Here is a 15,758-nt window from a genome sequence, read left to right on the forward strand (position 1 = left end):
AGTATTCCTCCTCTATCTACCTACTAATTGAAAGGCACGATAATAATGATCGTCCTTGAATTCTCCAAACAGTTGCATTTTGTTGTCCTCGTATGTTCCCGGGAAAAATAAAATCAAGGGCTGGTCCTCGACTACAATCTGCAGGTTATTCAATAGTACATGTGAGCGCAGAATCGGATAGATTTTACCGATACCTGTGATGAAAACGATCGCTCCCGGCTCCAACTCTTCCCGGATGGTCTGCACGAATACATCCCGATTGGTTGCGATTTTGAGGGCTTTACGCATGACACTGAACAATTCTTCGCTGGACTTCTGCTGTTCCATTTTGATGTTTTTTTCGATGTATCCTCGCTTTTCGAAAAAGCGGATCATCATATCGTATAAATCGAATACTTGGAATCGTAAAGCTTCATTTCTTTTTTTGCTATATTGGATCAGGTCCGGGATTGCTTGACGGACAATCAGTTCATCAGCTGCATCATAATCGAAGATGTAAAAGCCGATTTCGCCACCCAAGCCTTTTTTGTTTGTGAAGTCCGGTTCCAATATGATTTCCTGTAGATCGTTCAGTCTTTCGATAATTTGTTTCATAGTAATTCTCCTAACATGATCTCAACAATGGGTTTGATGCCGTTTTTTCGCAGATACTCTCCCACGCTTTGGTTAATCAAAGGGCGCTTGACTTGATGCTCCTCATGATTGCTCATGATAAACTCGGATTCTCGCATCATTTGGATAAATCCACTCGCTAAACGTTCTTTCGTATTATCTGCCCACTTGGCGACGACTTCACTCTGTTCCGATTTTTTGTACAGGAAATTGATGACTTCTTTTTTAGTCAGTTCTTTTTGTAAAAGTAAGATTTTTTCAAGATATACTTCACGCATAAATTCAAAATAAAGCTTATCTGCCTGCAAAATCGCATAAGCGAGGATTGCTTTCGCAGTATCAGCATCGCTGTTCATGAATTTTTCCAACAAGAACTCATCCAAAAAGGATAAGCGGTGACTGATTTCCTTGTATGATGTCTTTCTTCGATCAGGGGAAGGCATCTGGAGGGCATTCAATTCGATTGCTTCATACCATCGCTCTTCTTCCGTCTTTCCTTGAAGTATCATTTCTGCAATGCGTTTACTCTCAATATACATAAAGGGACGATTCATCAATGCCGTCCGATATTTATTCATATGTTCACCCTCTTTTATCCCATTAAAACGTTGTTATTTATGTATTTCAAAAATTATTTATACCAAGTTAATTATACCGTAGATTTTTGGAAAGGGAATGGGCAGAAAAAATACCTTATACATTCTGCTTTGATTCTTTTCCAAGAATTGTGTTCCTTCATTCCATCACCTTTGTCTACAATTTGAATTAGGATCTTTAAAATATTCATGATTACACTCACTTAACACCATTTGTGATTAATGCACGTTAAATGCAAATCAATTAACGTGCAATATTCACGTATGAACATTCTAAAACATCTTGTCTATACGGATACAATAATTCTATCAAGTACAGCTTTTACTGACTGTATTGTTTCATTAAATGAGATATTACCTACGTAGCTGTTTTTATCTTGATAACGTATCCATAGTTTTTGAAGGTTATCGTCTGCTTCAATAAGCATAAGCACAGAAGAATAGTCATCCAACAGATCGACTGTTTCTCTCTTAATCATCGTTGCTTGAAGAGATTCGTTCAATGCCTTCCAATTGATTTCATCTTTTTTTAACAGATAGAGCATATGAATATCATAATAATCCCGCGCTCTTGTGCTCAAAGTCGTCCTATATAGGACCGTTTGAAGCTTTTCGGCTAAAACTGTTTCTATGGGATAACTCCATAATTCGATTTCCTTGTCATCTAAAATAGAAGTGTACTTTGTCAGTTCTTCTTTTGGTGTAATGGCGTCGCCAGTTGTCAGGTCTACCTTAAATGGAACACCCATTGTTTGGATAGTTGCGATCATCGACACGCGGAACCCCGGATAATCATCTTCCTCCCGGATTTCTTCTATTTTTTCTACCCTAAAGGATATTCCTTCAATGGTATTGGCTGAACATATTTCATTAAAGATGGCGGCTAAGTTTTCTCTGTTTAGCGTAAATCCTTTAACGGTTGTATCAATATCCATAGTAGTCCGTTTTTCTACACCAAGCAGTGAACGAATAAGGAAGCCACCTTTAATAATGAAGTTGTCTTTGTGTTTTGTGAGTCCCAGCAAAAACAAAAATTGTTCCATGACAAAGGCCCGCTGGAGTAATTGTGGGTCCATTTTCTTTTGTGCTGCTAGATGACGAATCTTTTGCTTCAATTGCGTTGCTGTTATCAAAGGAGCACCTCCAAATATGGCCGCATTCCTTTTTCAACTTTTAGTAGTTTCGCGTAACGCATTAATTCGGAAAGTTTTTTATTTTTTCGTTTCATGTATCTTCTTAAAGCAGTCAATTGTACATCCTTGTCAGCTTTATGGCCGGGCATGAACATGTCGCAAAGCGTTTTCTCAACATCATATACTCGGATGGGATTTCCTGACGGACTTTCCATTATGATGACGCCAAGATTATAACGGTTAGGCACCGCATACGAAGGGATGACGCCTGATTCGGCAAGGTGTTTATTGTTGTATCCCTGCGGAAAGGTCATGTGATAATCGAATGGCGTCACATCCGTCAAGTCATGCAGGAACAGGGCTGTTTCGAACGAAAAGACTCCTTTTTTGAAGCGGGTTTGTAGAAGTTGTAATTCATCGGTAAAATCGTCAACATTCACATACATGCCGTGAGCAACTTTTTCGATTTTCCCACTTTTTTTTAAATATCTCTGAAATTGTTCAGGGTGAATGCCGCGCTTTGTCAGATCCTTCGTTTGAATGATTCCTTTACTTTCGCTAACGAAAACACTCAAAGTCTCTTCAATTTGCGATTCTTGTCCCTTTTGTTCAATTTTTTTCGGATCCATTTTATTGGCACGATCACTCTTTGCTTTCACTTCTTCGTCCTTCACAATTAACCCCTCCTTATCGTGATTTTCATACTATAAATTATACCCTGTTATAGTACGATTATCAAACTACACAATCTCTTTGCTTTTCGCATTCAATTATCTTCACTCTGCTCATATCATTTCCCCACCCCATCTAAAAGTGCTACACTTTAGTTGATTAAAAACCTGGATTCCCGGTAAAATTATAACGCGGAGCGTTGAAAGGTTGATAAATCAATGTTTCTTAGTTAAACCTCGTTATAAATATTTGTAGCGATTTATAACGAGGTTGGTGAAAAAAGGCCGTAGGTACGGGCTCTTTCAGTACCACGTTATAATAATCCGGGAATGAAGGTAAAAAGCTATTATCATATCAACCTCAGTTATGTAAGGTTCACATTCACAACAGCTAGCAAATCAGAATCAAGAATGGAGAGAATACTATGGACACGATCAGCAATTATGTAGATTCTGTCTTTGCAACAGTTCCGGAGTCACCTGAACTGTCGGCCCAAAAACAAGCCATGCTAAATAGGATGCAGGACAAGTACCAACAGCTGAAATCAGCAGGCAAAAGTGAGTACGAAGCAATCAGCGGCGCCATAGCGGCTCATGGCAATATTGATGATTTCACCAAATCAGACTTAGCGGCTGTACCTGCAGAAATTCCCGATAATGAAGTCTACCTTACTCCCGAACAAGTCGACGAGTACATCGATCATCGTCATCACTTCGCCTGGGCGATGGCGACAGGTGTTTTCCTGTGCATCATGGGTCCAGCCAGCCTGTTTCTCGGTCAGTACCTTGCCGGCTACCGAGATGGTCAGGGAGGCCGTACGAGTGACCTGATGGATATTCTGACACTCGTGCCGCTGTTCATCTTTGTCGCAGCCGGCGTCGCGTTGTTTATCCTTTACGGCATGAAGGAACAGCAATTTGAACTTGAGGAGAAACGAGTCCAACTCGACGCCACAACCTACGCTAGGCTGAAAGCTGCTCACAAAGCCTTCCGTCCGCGGTTGGCCGTCGCTGTCGCGATTGGGGTCGCGCTCTGCATCCTGGCTCCCGTCTCTATGCTGCTTTCCGTCGTCTTTCTCGGGGAAGAGAATGGTCTGTCGCTTGTGTTCCTGCTCAGCTTCATCGCAATCGGCGTCTTCCTGTTTATCTTTTACGGCATCCAGGATGAGACCTACGAAAAACTGCTGTCAATTGGTGAGTTTGCGAAGGACAAAGCCGAGAAGAACAAGGTGGTCGGAATCGTTGCGGGCGTCGTCTTCCCGCTTGCCGCGGCCGTTTACCTGATTGCCGGCTTCGTGTATTACGCTTGGGCGAGCGCCTGGATCATCTTTCCAATCGTCGGCATCCTCTTCGGGATCTTCGCAACTGTGTACAACGGCTACATGGATCTGAAGAAGAAAAAATAAAAAAACCGGCACAAGCTGAAAACAGCGTCCGGAAATAAAACGAAGTAAAAGAGAAGGAACACTCACCTCCGCGGCTGACTGTTCCTTCTCTTCTTTTTGCTATCCAACTAAACCCCGGTGTTCTCATCCATAATTTCAATGTTCGTACGGATCAGCTCCTCGATCTTGCCGCTGTCTTCCATTTCGTCAAGGATGTCATTCACTTCCTCCAGAAAATCTTCGCTGTCTTTCGCGACGGCGATGGCTGATTCGTTCGGCGTGCTCGATACGTCGAAGTCGGCGATTTCAAGGCCTTCGTTCTCTTCGACATATCGCCTTGCAACAGTCTCCACCATCAATACGGCATCCGCTTTGCCGGTCACCAAATACAGGATGGCCGTGTTCCATTTCGGCACGGACTTGATTTCAGCATCCGGGAAATTTCCCAGCAGATACTCCTCTTGGATCGTCGCCTTTTGCGTCGCCAGGCTGGACTTCTTCAGGTCGTTTTCCGATCGGATATTCTTCGCATCCTCCGACTTGATCACCAGGGCATCCTTTTGAGTATAGTAAATGTCCGTGAAATCAACGCTTTGTTTTCTTTCTTCCGTAGGGTTCATGCCGGCGATGATCATATCGACCTTGCCTGTGGACAATGCCGGAATCAGGCCGTCGAAGTCCATATCTATGACCTCCAGCTCGACCCCCAGTTCATCCGCGATGGTTTGGGCGATATCGATGTCGAAACCGATGATTTTGTCCTCTCCGTCCTGCACAAGATGCCACTCATACGGGGGATAATCGGCACAGGTTCCGACGACCAATTTACCGCTGTCTTTGATTTCCTGCAATGCGCCGTCTGCCTCAGCAGCAACGCTGTTCGCTTTCCCGCTCGTGTTTCCGCATGCTGCCAAAGCCAAGAGGCTCATCGTTCCCAAAACCATTTTCATAAACCCTTTTTTCAATCCTGATTCCTCCGCATTCATTGCCTTAAAAAAGGATGCCCTTTTCAGAGCACCCCTTGCACTTTTATTGGTATGTTAATTTTTTATTCTGCTGTATTGTCTGTTACGATTTGATCGTTAAGTTGGTATAACTCTTCGATTTTGCCGCTTTCTTTCATTTCATTTACGATATTGTTGACTGTTTCCAGGAAGTCGCCGCCGTTTTTCGCAACTGCGATAGCTGCTGCATTTGGCGTGCTGTTGATATCAAAGTCGGCAACCATCAAATCATCATTTTGTGCAATGAATTGTTTCGCAACGGTATCCACCATCATTACGGCATCCACTTTTCCGGTCGTCAAGGACATGATTGCTGTGTTCCATTTCGGTACGGATTGGATTTCAGCGTCTGGGAAAGCTTCCAGTAGATACGTTTCTTGGACTGTCGCTTTTTGCGTAGCCAATTTAGCTGTCTTCAAGCTGTCTTCTGAAGTGAACTTATCCGCATCTTCTTTTCTGATCACGACAATGTCTGTTTGCGTATAATAGACATCCGTGAAATCAACGCTTTGTTTTCTTTCTTCAGTGGCGTTCATGCCAGCGATGATCATATCGATTTTCCCTGTAGACAACGCTGGGATCAGGCCGTCAAAGGCCATATCCTTCACTTCCAGTTCAACGCCAAGTTCATCTGCGATTGCTTGGGCGATGTCAATGTCGAATCCAATGATTTCATCTTTTCCATCTTTTATCAGATGCCATTCGTATGGAGGATAGTCGGCGGACGTACCCATCACTAACTTGCCCTTATCTTTGATTTCTTGCAATTTATCGGTCGTAGCCGTGGACGCTGCCGAATCTGTTGCAGAGCTGTCTGCCGTATCGCTTGTGTTGCCGCATGCTGCTAAAGCTAAAATACTCATTGTTCCCAAAACTAATTTCAGTAATCCTTTTTTCATCTTAACCCCTCCAAATTTTGTTTTTTGTATTATAGGACTTTTGACAAAAAGTCCTTTGTACGCTCATTTTGTGGATTGTCGAAAACTTGTTCCGGCGTTCCTTGTTCCACGATATAGCCGCCATCCATGAAGAGGATGCGGTCCCCCACTTCCTTCGCGAATCCCATTTCGTGCGTTACCACAACCATGGTCATCCCTTCAAGCGCCAAGTCTTTCATTACCTGCAATACTTCCCCGACCATTTCCGGATCAAGGGCCGATGTCGGCTCATCGAATAGCATCATTTTGGGTTCCATCGCCAAAGCTCGTGCGATTGCGATCCGTTGTTGCTGGCCGCCGGATAAGGATTTCGGATAGACATTCGCTTTTTCAGTCATGCCCATGCGCGCCAACAACTTCATGGCGATTGCTTCCGCTTGTTCTTTTGGTACTTTCTTTATTTGAGTCGGCCCGATGGTGATGTTCTCCAAGACCGTCAAATGCGGGAAGAGATTGAAGCTTTGGAACACCATCCCCATCTTTGTGCGGATTGCATCGATGTTCGTCTCTTTTTTATTGATGACCTGCTCTTCGAAAATCACTTCTCCTGAGCTAGGTTCTTCCAAAAGGTTCAGGCACCGGAGAAACGTGCTCTTTCCAGATCCAGATGGGCCGATGATGACGACCACTTCGCCAGCTTGGATTTCTTCCGTTATGCCCTTCAATACTTCTTTATCGCCAAATGATTTGGTAAGATTTTCTGTTTTAATCACTTTGTTTCATCTTCCTTTCTAGCATATCCACTAACTTCGAAACGGATGTCGTCAGGATGAAGTAAATCACGGCGACTATCACCAACGGGAAGAATGGCATAAAGGTTGCTCCGCGGACGATGTCGGATGCGAACATTAAGTCCCGCAGTCCCAGCACGGACACGATGGATGTTTCCTTGATCAGTGTTGCGACCTCGTTCCCCAACGCCGGCAGGATATTTTTGACCGCTTGCGGGTAAATGATTTTCTGCATGGCCAAACGCTTGCTCATCCCGATGGAACGGGCTGCTTCCATCTGGCCTTTGTCGACCGCTTGGATACCGGAACGGATGATTTCAGCGATATAAGCCGCTGAGTTGATCGAGATGGCGATGACCCCTGACAGGAAGTCCGGCAGTTCGATGTTGATGACATACAATCCGTAATAGATGATAAACAACTGCACAAGCAGCGGGGTCCCTCGGATGATCTGAATATAACCGTAAGCCAGTTTTTGAAGTATCTTGTTCGGTGACATCCTCATCAATGCCAACCCTGTACCCAATATTACCCCTATAATGATTGAACTGATGGAAAGTGAGATTGTATACCCAGCGCCTTGCAAGTAAATCGGCATGTAGGTCTGAAGTACGTCTGTGTATTTCTGAATAAAATCTAAATTCATTTGCTTGCATTCTCCTTCTTTATTATGATTGCTATGATTGATGCGGTCTTTTAGGGTATAAAAAATCCGCCCCTTGTATTGCTACAAGAGACGGGTCAATGTTTGATTCCGCGGTACCACTCTAGTTGATCTGTTGCGAAACAACAAATCCACCTCGATTAAAATAACGCATAAATTGCGTAAAAGGCTACTGAACGTTCACCTTTTCGTCATCCGAAGTGCGCTTCAATTTGATATTTTACTGCTGGGCTTCCACTCTGTCCCGGCTCGCTGGAGAAAATATTCAAATCTACTCTCTTCATCACTGACTTTGTTCTATTCAGTTGTGGTATGAAATCATAATATAAGATTTGAAAAGAACTGTCAACAAAAAAACTATCATCGGATTTTCATCTGGTTCTTTTTTCTGAGAAAAGTAGCGATCAATCGATCTTTTTCTCATTTTCTAATCCAATTTATACCTCATCCACGATCTGTTGCACGCGGCCGACTTGGTCGCCTTCAACCAGCATGACTTTGATGCCGTGCGGATGATTGGGGCTGTTCGTCAACAGCCGTTTCACATGCCCTCTTGTCAGTTTTCCTGTGCGTTGGTCTTTCTTCAAGACAATGTCGACCAAAGCGCCGATTTTGATGTTTTTTCTAAGTTTTCCGTCCATAAATTCCTCTTTCTTAAGCAAGCTCTTTGCTTAGTGTGATGATTTGATCGACCGCTTCATCCAAATAATGGATCGTATCCTGCAGCGCCTGATCTGTTTTGATGTCCACGCCTGCCAAGGCTGCTGCTTCTGCGGCTTCCAATTGGTCCCCTAGAGCCAGGAATTCCAACCATTTTCCGACAGCCGGTTCACCTTCCGTTTTGACGCGCAGGAAGGCTTGCGTCGCGATCGTCAGACCGGCCGAATAGGTATAGGAATACAGGCCCATGTAGTAATGGATCTGGCGCATCCATGTCAGCTCCGCTCCGGCGTTGATTTCCACAGCATCACCCCAAAATCGCTCCAGCACGCTCCGTTTGATTTCGCTCAATTTGCCGGCATCGAAGCTCTTGCCCGCGTCGATAAAATCGTAGACTTCCCTTTGATAGGCTGCTTCCAGCAAGTGTGTGACGAAATTGTGGAAATAGGTATCGGAAAGCATCTTCGTCAAAGCGAATCGCTGCATGCGCGCATCCGTGCTCTTGCGTGCCAATGACTCCGTCAACAGCAGTTCATTGAAGGTGGATGGACCTTCGATCAGGTACAACGATGGCTCCGATCCGAGGATGCTGTTGTTTTCGTTCGACAAGATCATCTGTCCGGCATGGCCCAATTCATGGATCAGCGTGTAGACGTCCGAAAGTTGGTTCGCCCATGACATCAGGATGTACGGGTGCGTGCCGTACGGGCTCGTGCAGAATCCACCTGTCGATTTGCCGATGTTCTGGGTGAAATCGATCCAACGCTCCGGATAAGCCTGCATGATCCGATCCGTATAGTCCTGGCCCAATACCGCTATGGCATCCTCCACCATCGTCTGCGACTCTTCGATCGAAACTTGCGGCGAATATTCCGGATCCAGCGCGATTTTCAAGTCGGCGTAGGTCATTTTGTCCAGCCCGCGTATTTCCTTCAGATGCGTGATGTATTTCTGCATCACCGGCGCTAGGTCGTTCATGATCGTGTCGATTTGACGGTCATACAACTCCCGAGTCACTTCCTGACCGTAAAGCAGATAGTCGACCACGGAATCGAAACCGCGCATCGTCGCCAGCGTCTTTTCCTTCTGCAGCTGGGTATAATAGGCAGTCGCGACCACGTTCTCGTAATCGCTGAGGACAGCGGAGAATTTATCGAAAGCAGCCCGACGGATCGCCGTATCGTCATGGTACATGTAGTAATCTTCGTAGAGCACGAAGCTCAGCGGATATTCCTTCCCGTCGGCCGTGAAGGTGCCGAAGTCCATATCGCCAAGGCGGGCCTGCTCATAGATGGCGCTCGGCGCATCCAAGGTCGGGGCCAATTGGGCCAACGCTTTTTCGACTTCAGGCGCCAGCTGGATACGTTTGTTTTTCTTGATGTGGCGGATATAGGAAGCGAAACGCGCTTCTTCCGAAACGACCTGATCAAGGATAGCGGCGTCGCAGCCGATCAGTTCCGATTCAAAGAATGTCAGTTGGGCGCTGATGTCAGCCATCGCGTTCGCCGTTTGGCGGGACAGCTCGACGTTGTCCGGATCGGTCAAGTCGGTCGCTTCCGGCACCATCGCATAGTGATCCGCCAATGTCGCGGTTTCGATGAGCATTTCGTATTCCTTCATTGCAGCAAGGATCGTTTTGGCATCCGTTAGTTTACCTTCGTACGTCGTTGCGAAGGCTGCGGTCGCTGCCTTAAGGCCATTCAAAGCTGCCTCGAAGTCTGCTCTTGTTTTATAGAGTGCAGTCACATCCCAAGTCAATGCCTCAGGGACGTCCGCGCGGTTTTTCAGTTGTTCTTGTGTCATGATTTTGGCTCCTTTAATCGTGCTATTCGACGAATGTCGAATGGAATGCTTCCATTATAACAAAAAAATGCGGCCGGCGTCGTGCTGTACCCTGGTGAGCGGTTTCTTTTCATTGGAGCTGGCCAGCTCCGGGCAGGAGTCCTTCCGCCGGAGGAAAGCATCGATAGTGACCATCACCTCCGACCACAGCGGCTTCGCCGGAGATCGGCATCCCACAGCTCTCTGACCTCCGGCGAGGAGGGCCCCGCCGGAGTTGGGCTCGCCAAAAATCATCCAGCGCTGCCTGAAACCTCAGCAACAATGCAAAAGCCCCCGCAGGCGAGGGCTTGATGCCTTCGCCTGCGAAGGCCGGTAATCCGTTCTCTCAGTATGTTGCTTCGATAGCTTGGACCTGGTCGTAGAGGTACTGGTTCGTTGGGGAAGGCAATCCGTACTTTTTAGCTTTTTTCAGGATGGTGCCGGAAAAAAGTTCGACCTCTGAAGGCCGTTTCGCAATGCCGTCCTGGCGCATCGATGGCATCCCCAGCGGCGTCAGTCCGTCGATGATCGCCAAATCATTTTCCAGATCGGTTTCCGTCAAGTTGACGCCTTCCTTCTGGGCTATAGGCAAGACCTCGCGCATGGCGGCGATCATCAGATTGCGGGTTGGTCCCTCTTTGTGGATGTCGCGGAAAGTGCCTTCCTTCACCATCAAGACTTGATTCACGCCGACATTCAGCATGAATTTCGCCCACATGCGGTGCAGGATATCCGCTTCAACTACGTGCGGCAAGGCCGTTTCTTCGAAGAAAGCTGCCACCGCATCCAAACGCGCTTGTTTTTCAGGAGCGTCGAGGCCGATGCGCAGTTCGCCGATATGCACAGATTTCACATCGTTGCCGATGCGCAGTGCGTCCATTCCTTGGGCTACGCAGTGGATGACTTTCTCATCGCCGAATGTTGCGCCGATGACTTCCTCGCTGGCAATGCCGTTCAGGACCGAAATGATCGTCGTCTCCGGTCCGACTTGGTTGCGGGCGGTTTTGATTGCTTCATCCAATTGGGTCCCCTTCACCGCCAGAATGACCAGGTCTGCAGGTTCCAGACTGGCATCCGTTTCGTCGACGTATTGGAAATCGCATGGCTCTCCGTTGAAGGAAATGCCTTGTTCTTGGTAGCGCGCCATCCGTTCTTTGTTGACGACGATGCGCACACGATCCTTCCCGATGGCCTTCGTGAAATGGTGACCATAGAGGATCCCTAATGCGCCCAATCCGACGATGGCTACAGTTTGTATCTTCATTTTCTCACGCCTCTTTCCGAAAAAAATCTTGAAAAAATTTCTCTATTCAGCTGGTTTGTATTTACGCAACTGTTCGATCAGATACGGCAAATCCGTCTCGAATTGGACGCCATAGTGCAGTTCGCGTCCGCTTTTCAGCGTGCGCTCGATCACCATGCTGTTGTATCGAACGGCAGTTTCGGTGGCTACGGTCAGCGGCAGGTTCTGGAAAAGCAAGCCGCCAACGACACTTGTGAACAAGTCTCCCGCGCCGTCATAATGGCCGGGAAAATGTTTCGCGAAGGCATAATGCGCTTCAGGCTCGCTTTGGCTAACGCAGACAGCACCTATCGTTTCCGATTCCAAGGAAACCCCCGTCAGTACAACATTATTCGGGTTCAAAGCGCGCAAGTCGGCAAGAAGTTCAGACACTTCCGATTCAGCGTAGGGTTTCTTCAAAATGGGCCGTTTCGTCAAAAAGCAGGCTTCGGTCACGTTCGGCGTGATTACGGTCGCTTCATTGCAGAGTGCCGCCATTTCATCCACATATTCCAGCGTGAATCCCGGATACAGCACGCCTTGGTCGCCCATCGCCGGATCAAGAATGATGTGGGCATCTTCGGCCGCAAATGTATGGATAATATCACGCACGATGTTTATTTGCTGACGCGAACCCAGATAGCCGATCAGGATGCCATCGAACTTGATGCCCAAAGACTGCCAATGCTGCAGGATGCCGCCCATTTCCTGGGTCAGATCCAAAAAAGTATAGCCTTCAAATTCTTTACCCGTATGGGTGGACAACAGTGCTGTCGGCAGGATGCTCACCCAATTGTCCAGGCAGCTCACTACAGGAACCGCCACGTTCATCGAAATGCGGCAACTGGCGGAAATATCTTGGATAATCAATACTCTTGGTTGACTCAAATGCTTCACCCCTTAACTTTAAAAACTCAATTATTCACATTCTATCATCTTTTCATTGGATTTTCTCATTTTTCCATCATTTTGGAAATTATTGTGAAAACGATGAGAAAAAGAGTGCAAACTTTTGCATAAGGGCTATAATAAAAAATAATGCTTGGAGGAGAGTTGCATGAAAACTGAAAAAAACAGTACTTACAGATTGGTTATTTTGGCCTTATTTATGGCGTTTACCGTCGTCATGACTTTATTGTTCCGCATCCCGATTCCTTTCGGCTACGTTAACTTGGGAGACATGGTGCTCCTGTTGGCCGGTCTATCCTTCGGAGGCAGCGCCGGCTTCTTCGTTGGATCACTCGGCAGCATGTTGGCCGACCTGTTCGCTGGCTATGCCTTCTATGCACCGATCACTTTTGTCGTGAAAGGTTTGGAAGGATTCTTTGCCGGCTGGTTGTTCCAGAAAATGGATCACAAGAAGCCGCTGGTTGCCACGGTGATCGCCGGTATCTGGATGGCGATCGGATACGCCATCGGGGACACGATCCTTTTCGGGTTCGGTGCCGCGATCGCTTCATTCCCGCTGAACATTGCGCAGGGTCTCGTAGGGGCTTTCTTGTCCACCCTCTTGTATCGTTGGTTGAATCCTTACATCACGAAGAAATTGAAATGACGAATGTGCGCGCAAGCGATGAAAGCTGATCTAGATTTCATCGCTTGCGCGCTTTTGTTGCTCAGTTGGTGTCAAAAAGAACGCCCATTCCGCGAACCGTGCGGAGTGGGCGTTCTTTGTGCATATATGCCGCTCAAAACAGCAGCGCCGCCAACAGCGGGATCGTGAACACCGATAGCAGTGTCGAAATGAAAACGTAGCGCGTTGAGAAGGCCGTGTTGCCTCCGTACTGCATGGAAAGCGCCACAGCCATCGCCGGGCCGGGCATGGCCGAGATGATGACGAGGATCCCCAGCATGGTCGGGTTCGTCAGGATGCCCTTCAAAGCCCACCAGAGGAACAGCGGAATCACGATCATACGGTAGAACGCAAACAGATAGATTTTCCATTCCTTGAAGGCGCCTAGGATATCGATGTCGGCCAATGACGCGCCGATGATGATCATTGCCAATGGAGCCGTGATGTTTCCGATGCTGGTGACGGTGTCCATCACCAACGCCGGCAATTTGATGTCGAACAAGAAAACGAAAACCGCGAACAGCGAAGCGAGGTTGCCGGGATTCAGCAGGATCGCTTTCCAGTTCGCCCGCGATTTTTTCGAGCCTTTCGCAATCAGGAAGACACCCAAAGAGTAGATCAACAGGTTGTTCGGGATGCCGTACAGCGAGGCATAAAAAAGCGCGCCTGTGCCGAAAATGGCCTGAACGACCGGCAGCCCCATGAAGCCATTGTTCGTGAAGATGGTCAGGAACTCGATGATTCCTTCCGTTTCTTTATCCGCTCGGAACAGTTTGGGACTGAACTTGGCCAATCCGACCGTGAAAAGATACATCAGCGTCGCGGTCAACAAAACAAAGAGCGTGTCCGATTTCGTACCCACCTCACCTGCGCCTTCCACCGATGCGATGACGAGTGCCGGCACCGTGACATAGGTGATCAATGCCGCAAAATTGGCGTTCGCGTGCTTGTCGAAAACCTTCATGACCGTCGCTAGATAGCCCACAAACATGATCAACACCAACATGATCATCCTACCAAATACAACCCCAACATCCAAAACCCGAACGCCTCCCCTGTTCCATCCATTTATATATCCAAATTCTAACACAGTTCTGCGCTGAAATTGCGTTTTCGATTCAGTTTCACGATTCAGCCTCTACGATCCGGGGCATATCAATCGGTATCCTCCGCACAGAGTGTTAGAATGGAAACAATAATATAACCAATGCTACTGTCACATTTCGTCCAGAAAGGTGGATTCCTATGCAGGAAAAATTGACGATCCTTCAGATCAACGACACCCACAGCTACTTGGAGCTTCACAACGAACTGTTCTACGAAAAGGAAAAACTGGCGTTCCGCAAAGCTGGCGGCTATGCCCGTCTCCAAAGTCTGATCAAAGATTTCCGCAGCAAAAATCCGACACTCGTTTTCGATAACGGCGACACGATCCACGGCACTTATGAAGCGATCGATTCGAAAGGCTGGCACATGCTGCCGATCCTGAACGAAGTCGGTTTCGATGCCATGACGTTCCATTGGGACACCGGCTTCGGGCCGGCCAATCTGAAACAAATCGGAAATCAGTTGGATTATCCGATTCTCGCAATCAATGCCTACGAAAAAGAAAGCGGCAATTTGGCGTTCGAGCCATATAAAATCCTCTCCGTTGGCGAACTTTCGATCGGCCTAATCGGCATCGCCTGCAACATCATCGACAAAACCATGCCGCCCCATTTCAGCGAAGGTCTTTCCTTCACTTTAGGCCGCGAGGAGCTGCCCGGCTATGTGGCGGAACTGAAGGAAAAAGGGGTCAATCTAATAATCGTCCTGTCCCATCTCGGTTTCCCGCAGGACCTGAAATTGATGAGCGAAGTCGAAGGCGTGGCGATCTGTCTGAGCGGCCATACCCATAATCGGCAGGAACACATTGTCACAGTAGGCGATACGGCAGTCATCCAGTCCGGTTCGCACGGCTCTTTCCTAGGCGCACTCGAACTGACCGTTGAGGACGGCGCGATCCAAAACATCGAACATCAACTCATTCCGGTTACGGAGGACATCCCCGAAGATGCGGAAATGAAAGCTTTGATCGATGAAGCTTTAGCCCCTTACCGCGAAAAACTGGGTCGCCAAGTCGGCGAAACCAAAAAAGTGCTGCACCGCGGCTGGAGCGTCGAAACGACGATGGACAACTTCCTCTTGGATGCGATCCTTTTCCACACGAAAACGGATCTGGCCTTCTCCAATGGCTGGCGCTACGGGGTTCCGATCCTGAAAGGCCCGGTGACGCTGAGGGAATTGTATCAGATCATTCCGATGGATCCGCCGATTTCAACTGCTATCCTGACTGGTTCGGAAATAGTCGCTCTGCTGGAAGAAAATCTCGAGAGCACCTACGCAGCGGACCCATTTGATCAGATGGGCGGCTACCTGAAGCGGGCGATGGGCTTGCACGCTTACCTGAAACTGGAGAATCCGAAAGGCACCCGTGTCCAAAAACTATTCATCGCGGGCGAAGAAGTCATCCCGGATAAAGAATACAACGTCAGCTATGTGACCAACCAAGGCGTTCCGAAGAAATTCGGAAAAGAACACAAGAATCTGGAAAAACATGCAGTCGAAGCCATGATGGATTATCTGGCCGAGATGGGTCCTTACGAAAAAGAACTGCGCGGAACCTATCAGATCGTCTGATCCGCCAAC

16 protein-coding genes and 1 other annotated feature are annotated in these 15,758 nt (G+C 47.5%); of the genes, 3 read left to right on the top strand and 13 right to left on the bottom strand.

Annotated elements, in window-relative coordinates:
* Nucleotides 1–12: 12 nt before the first annotated feature.
* The 4 genes from ACKPBX_RS03860 to ACKPBX_RS03875 form a co-directional block, all read right to left on the bottom strand.
* Complete coding sequence (locus tag ACKPBX_RS03860) at nucleotides 13–594, bottom strand: DUF1788 domain-containing protein (RefSeq protein ID WP_319996047.1); 582 nt, start codon at nucleotides 592–594, stop codon at nucleotides 13–15.
* Nucleotides 591–1,190: a DUF1819 family protein gene (locus ACKPBX_RS03865; RefSeq protein ID WP_319996048.1), complete on the bottom strand. Its 600-nt coding sequence runs from the start codon at nucleotides 1,188–1,190 to the stop codon at nucleotides 591–593. Before ACKPBX_RS03865 ends, ACKPBX_RS03860 begins: the two co-directional genes overlap by 4 nt.
* A gap of 305 nt (nucleotides 1,191–1,495) precedes the next feature.
* The gene (locus ACKPBX_RS03870) at nucleotides 1,496–2,341 is read right to left on the bottom strand and encodes a nucleotidyl transferase AbiEii/AbiGii toxin family protein (RefSeq protein WP_319996049.1); all 846 of its coding nucleotides are present in this window, start codon (nucleotides 2,339–2,341) and stop codon (nucleotides 1,496–1,498) included.
* On the bottom strand, nucleotides 2,338–3,015 hold the full coding sequence (locus ACKPBX_RS03875; protein ID WP_319996050.1) for a type IV toxin-antitoxin system AbiEi family antitoxin domain-containing protein: 678 nt from the start codon (nucleotides 3,013–3,015) through the stop codon (nucleotides 2,338–2,340). Before ACKPBX_RS03875 ends, ACKPBX_RS03870 begins: the two co-directional genes overlap by 4 nt.
* 422 nt (nucleotides 3,016–3,437) lie before the next feature.
* On the opposite strand from ACKPBX_RS03875, the gene ACKPBX_RS03880 reads away from it, so the two are divergent.
* Nucleotides 3,438–4,418: a hypothetical protein gene (locus ACKPBX_RS03880; RefSeq protein WP_319996051.1), complete on the top strand. Its 981-nt coding sequence runs from the start codon at nucleotides 3,438–3,440 to the stop codon at nucleotides 4,416–4,418.
* 107 nt (nucleotides 4,419–4,525) lie between these two features.
* Here ACKPBX_RS03880 and ACKPBX_RS03885 read toward each other — a convergent pair whose 3' ends face one another.
* From ACKPBX_RS03885 to ACKPBX_RS03920, 8 genes are all read right to left on the bottom strand, one after another.
* Entirely contained in the window at nucleotides 4,526–5,362 is an 837-nt protein-coding gene (locus tag ACKPBX_RS03885) for a transporter substrate-binding domain-containing protein (RefSeq protein ID WP_319996052.1), read from the bottom strand.
* An 83-nt stretch (nucleotides 5,363–5,445) separates the two neighbouring features.
* The gene (locus tag ACKPBX_RS03890; protein ID WP_319996053.1) at nucleotides 5,446–6,300 is read right to left on the bottom strand and encodes a transporter substrate-binding domain-containing protein; all 855 of its coding nucleotides are present in this window, start codon (nucleotides 6,298–6,300) and stop codon (nucleotides 5,446–5,448) included.
* Between the two features lie 29 nt (nucleotides 6,301–6,329).
* Nucleotides 6,330–7,052 carry an amino acid ABC transporter ATP-binding protein gene (locus ACKPBX_RS03895; RefSeq protein WP_119093793.1) on the bottom strand — a complete coding sequence of 241 codons (723 nt, stop codon included), beginning with the start codon at nucleotides 7,050–7,052 and terminating at the stop codon, nucleotides 6,330–6,332.
* The gene (locus ACKPBX_RS03900) at nucleotides 7,045–7,716 is read right to left on the bottom strand and encodes an amino acid ABC transporter permease (RefSeq protein WP_200831799.1); all 672 of its coding nucleotides are present in this window, start codon (nucleotides 7,714–7,716) and stop codon (nucleotides 7,045–7,047) included. The genes ACKPBX_RS03895 and ACKPBX_RS03900 overlap by 8 nt, the downstream gene beginning before the upstream one ends.
* Nucleotides 7,717–7,799: 83 nt before the next feature.
* Nucleotides 7,800–8,030, bottom strand: a binding site (T-box leader).
* 141 nt (nucleotides 8,031–8,171) lie between these two features.
* Nucleotides 8,172–8,375: a YwbE family protein gene (locus ACKPBX_RS03905; RefSeq protein WP_319996054.1), complete on the bottom strand. Its 204-nt coding sequence runs from the start codon at nucleotides 8,373–8,375 to the stop codon at nucleotides 8,172–8,174.
* 13 nt (nucleotides 8,376–8,388) lie between these two features.
* Nucleotides 8,389–10,197: an oligoendopeptidase F gene (gene pepF / locus ACKPBX_RS03910; RefSeq protein WP_319996055.1), complete on the bottom strand. Its 1,809-nt coding sequence runs from the start codon at nucleotides 10,195–10,197 to the stop codon at nucleotides 8,389–8,391.
* A 364-nt stretch (nucleotides 10,198–10,561) separates the two neighbouring features.
* Nucleotides 10,562–11,479, bottom strand: coding sequence for a ketopantoate reductase family protein (locus tag ACKPBX_RS03915; protein ID WP_140185333.1), 918 nt, complete (start codon nucleotides 11,477–11,479; stop codon nucleotides 10,562–10,564).
* A 42-nt stretch (nucleotides 11,480–11,521) separates the two neighbouring features.
* Nucleotides 11,522–12,385: a pyridoxamine kinase gene (locus ACKPBX_RS03920; protein WP_140185334.1), complete on the bottom strand. Its 864-nt coding sequence runs from the start codon at nucleotides 12,383–12,385 to the stop codon at nucleotides 11,522–11,524.
* Nucleotides 12,386–12,554: 169 nt separating this feature from the next.
* Between ACKPBX_RS03920 and ACKPBX_RS03925 the strand changes: the two genes are divergently transcribed.
* Nucleotides 12,555–13,052 carry an ECF transporter S component gene (locus ACKPBX_RS03925; RefSeq protein WP_086626975.1) on the top strand — a complete coding sequence of 166 codons (498 nt, stop codon included), beginning with the start codon at nucleotides 12,555–12,557 and terminating at the stop codon, nucleotides 13,050–13,052.
* 133 nt (nucleotides 13,053–13,185) lie between these two features.
* Here the strand turns inward: ACKPBX_RS03925 and ACKPBX_RS03930 are convergent, their stop codons facing one another.
* Nucleotides 13,186–14,109 (bottom strand): AEC family transporter, encoded by a 924-nt coding sequence (locus ACKPBX_RS03930; RefSeq protein ID WP_319996056.1) that lies wholly within the window; start codon nucleotides 14,107–14,109, stop codon nucleotides 13,186–13,188.
* Between the two features lie 206 nt (nucleotides 14,110–14,315).
* On the opposite strand from ACKPBX_RS03930, the gene ACKPBX_RS03935 reads away from it, so the two are divergent.
* Nucleotides 14,316–15,749, top strand: a complete 1,434-nt coding sequence (locus ACKPBX_RS03935) for a bifunctional metallophosphatase/5'-nucleotidase (protein WP_319996057.1) — start codon at nucleotides 14,316–14,318, stop codon at nucleotides 15,747–15,749.
* The last annotated feature ends 9 nt before the right edge of the window (nucleotides 15,750–15,758 follow it).

It is taken from the genome of Trichococcus shcherbakoviae, assembly GCF_963666195.1.
Classification (GTDB): Bacteria; Bacillota; Bacilli; order Lactobacillales; family Aerococcaceae; genus Trichococcus; species Trichococcus shcherbakoviae.

Excerpts from the sequence above, each read along its gene's own strand:
- ACKPBX_RS03860 (WP_319996047.1), bottom strand. The coding sequence starts at position 594 with ATGAAACAAATTATCGAAAGACTGAACGATCTACAGGAAATCATATTG.
- ACKPBX_RS03865 (WP_319996048.1), bottom strand. The coding sequence starts at position 1,190 with ATGAATAAATATCGGACGGCATTGATGAATCGTCCCTTTATGTATATT.
- ACKPBX_RS03880 (WP_319996051.1), top strand. The coding sequence starts at position 3,438 with ATGGACACGATCAGCAATTATGTAGATTCTGTCTTTGCAACAGTTCCG.
- ACKPBX_RS03890 (WP_319996053.1), bottom strand. The coding sequence starts at position 6,300 with ATGAAAAAAGGATTACTGAAATTAGTTTTGGGAACAATGAGTATTTTA.
- ACKPBX_RS03900 (WP_200831799.1), bottom strand. The coding sequence starts at position 7,716 with ATGAATTTAGATTTTATTCAGAAATACACAGACGTACTTCAGACCTAC.
- ACKPBX_RS03905 (WP_319996054.1), bottom strand. The coding sequence starts at position 8,375 with ATGGACGGAAAACTTAGAAAAAACATCAAAATCGGCGCTTTGGTCGAC.
- pepF (WP_319996055.1), bottom strand. The coding sequence starts at position 10,197 with ATGACACAAGAACAACTGAAAAACCGCGCGGACGTCCCTGAGGCATTG.
- ACKPBX_RS03915 (WP_140185333.1), bottom strand. The coding sequence starts at position 11,479 with ATGAAGATACAAACTGTAGCCATCGTCGGATTGGGCGCATTAGGGATC.
- ACKPBX_RS03925 (WP_086626975.1), top strand. The coding sequence starts at position 12,555 with ATGAAAACTGAAAAAAACAGTACTTACAGATTGGTTATTTTGGCCTTA.
- ACKPBX_RS03935 (WP_319996057.1), top strand. The coding sequence starts at position 14,316 with ATGCAGGAAAAATTGACGATCCTTCAGATCAACGACACCCACAGCTAC.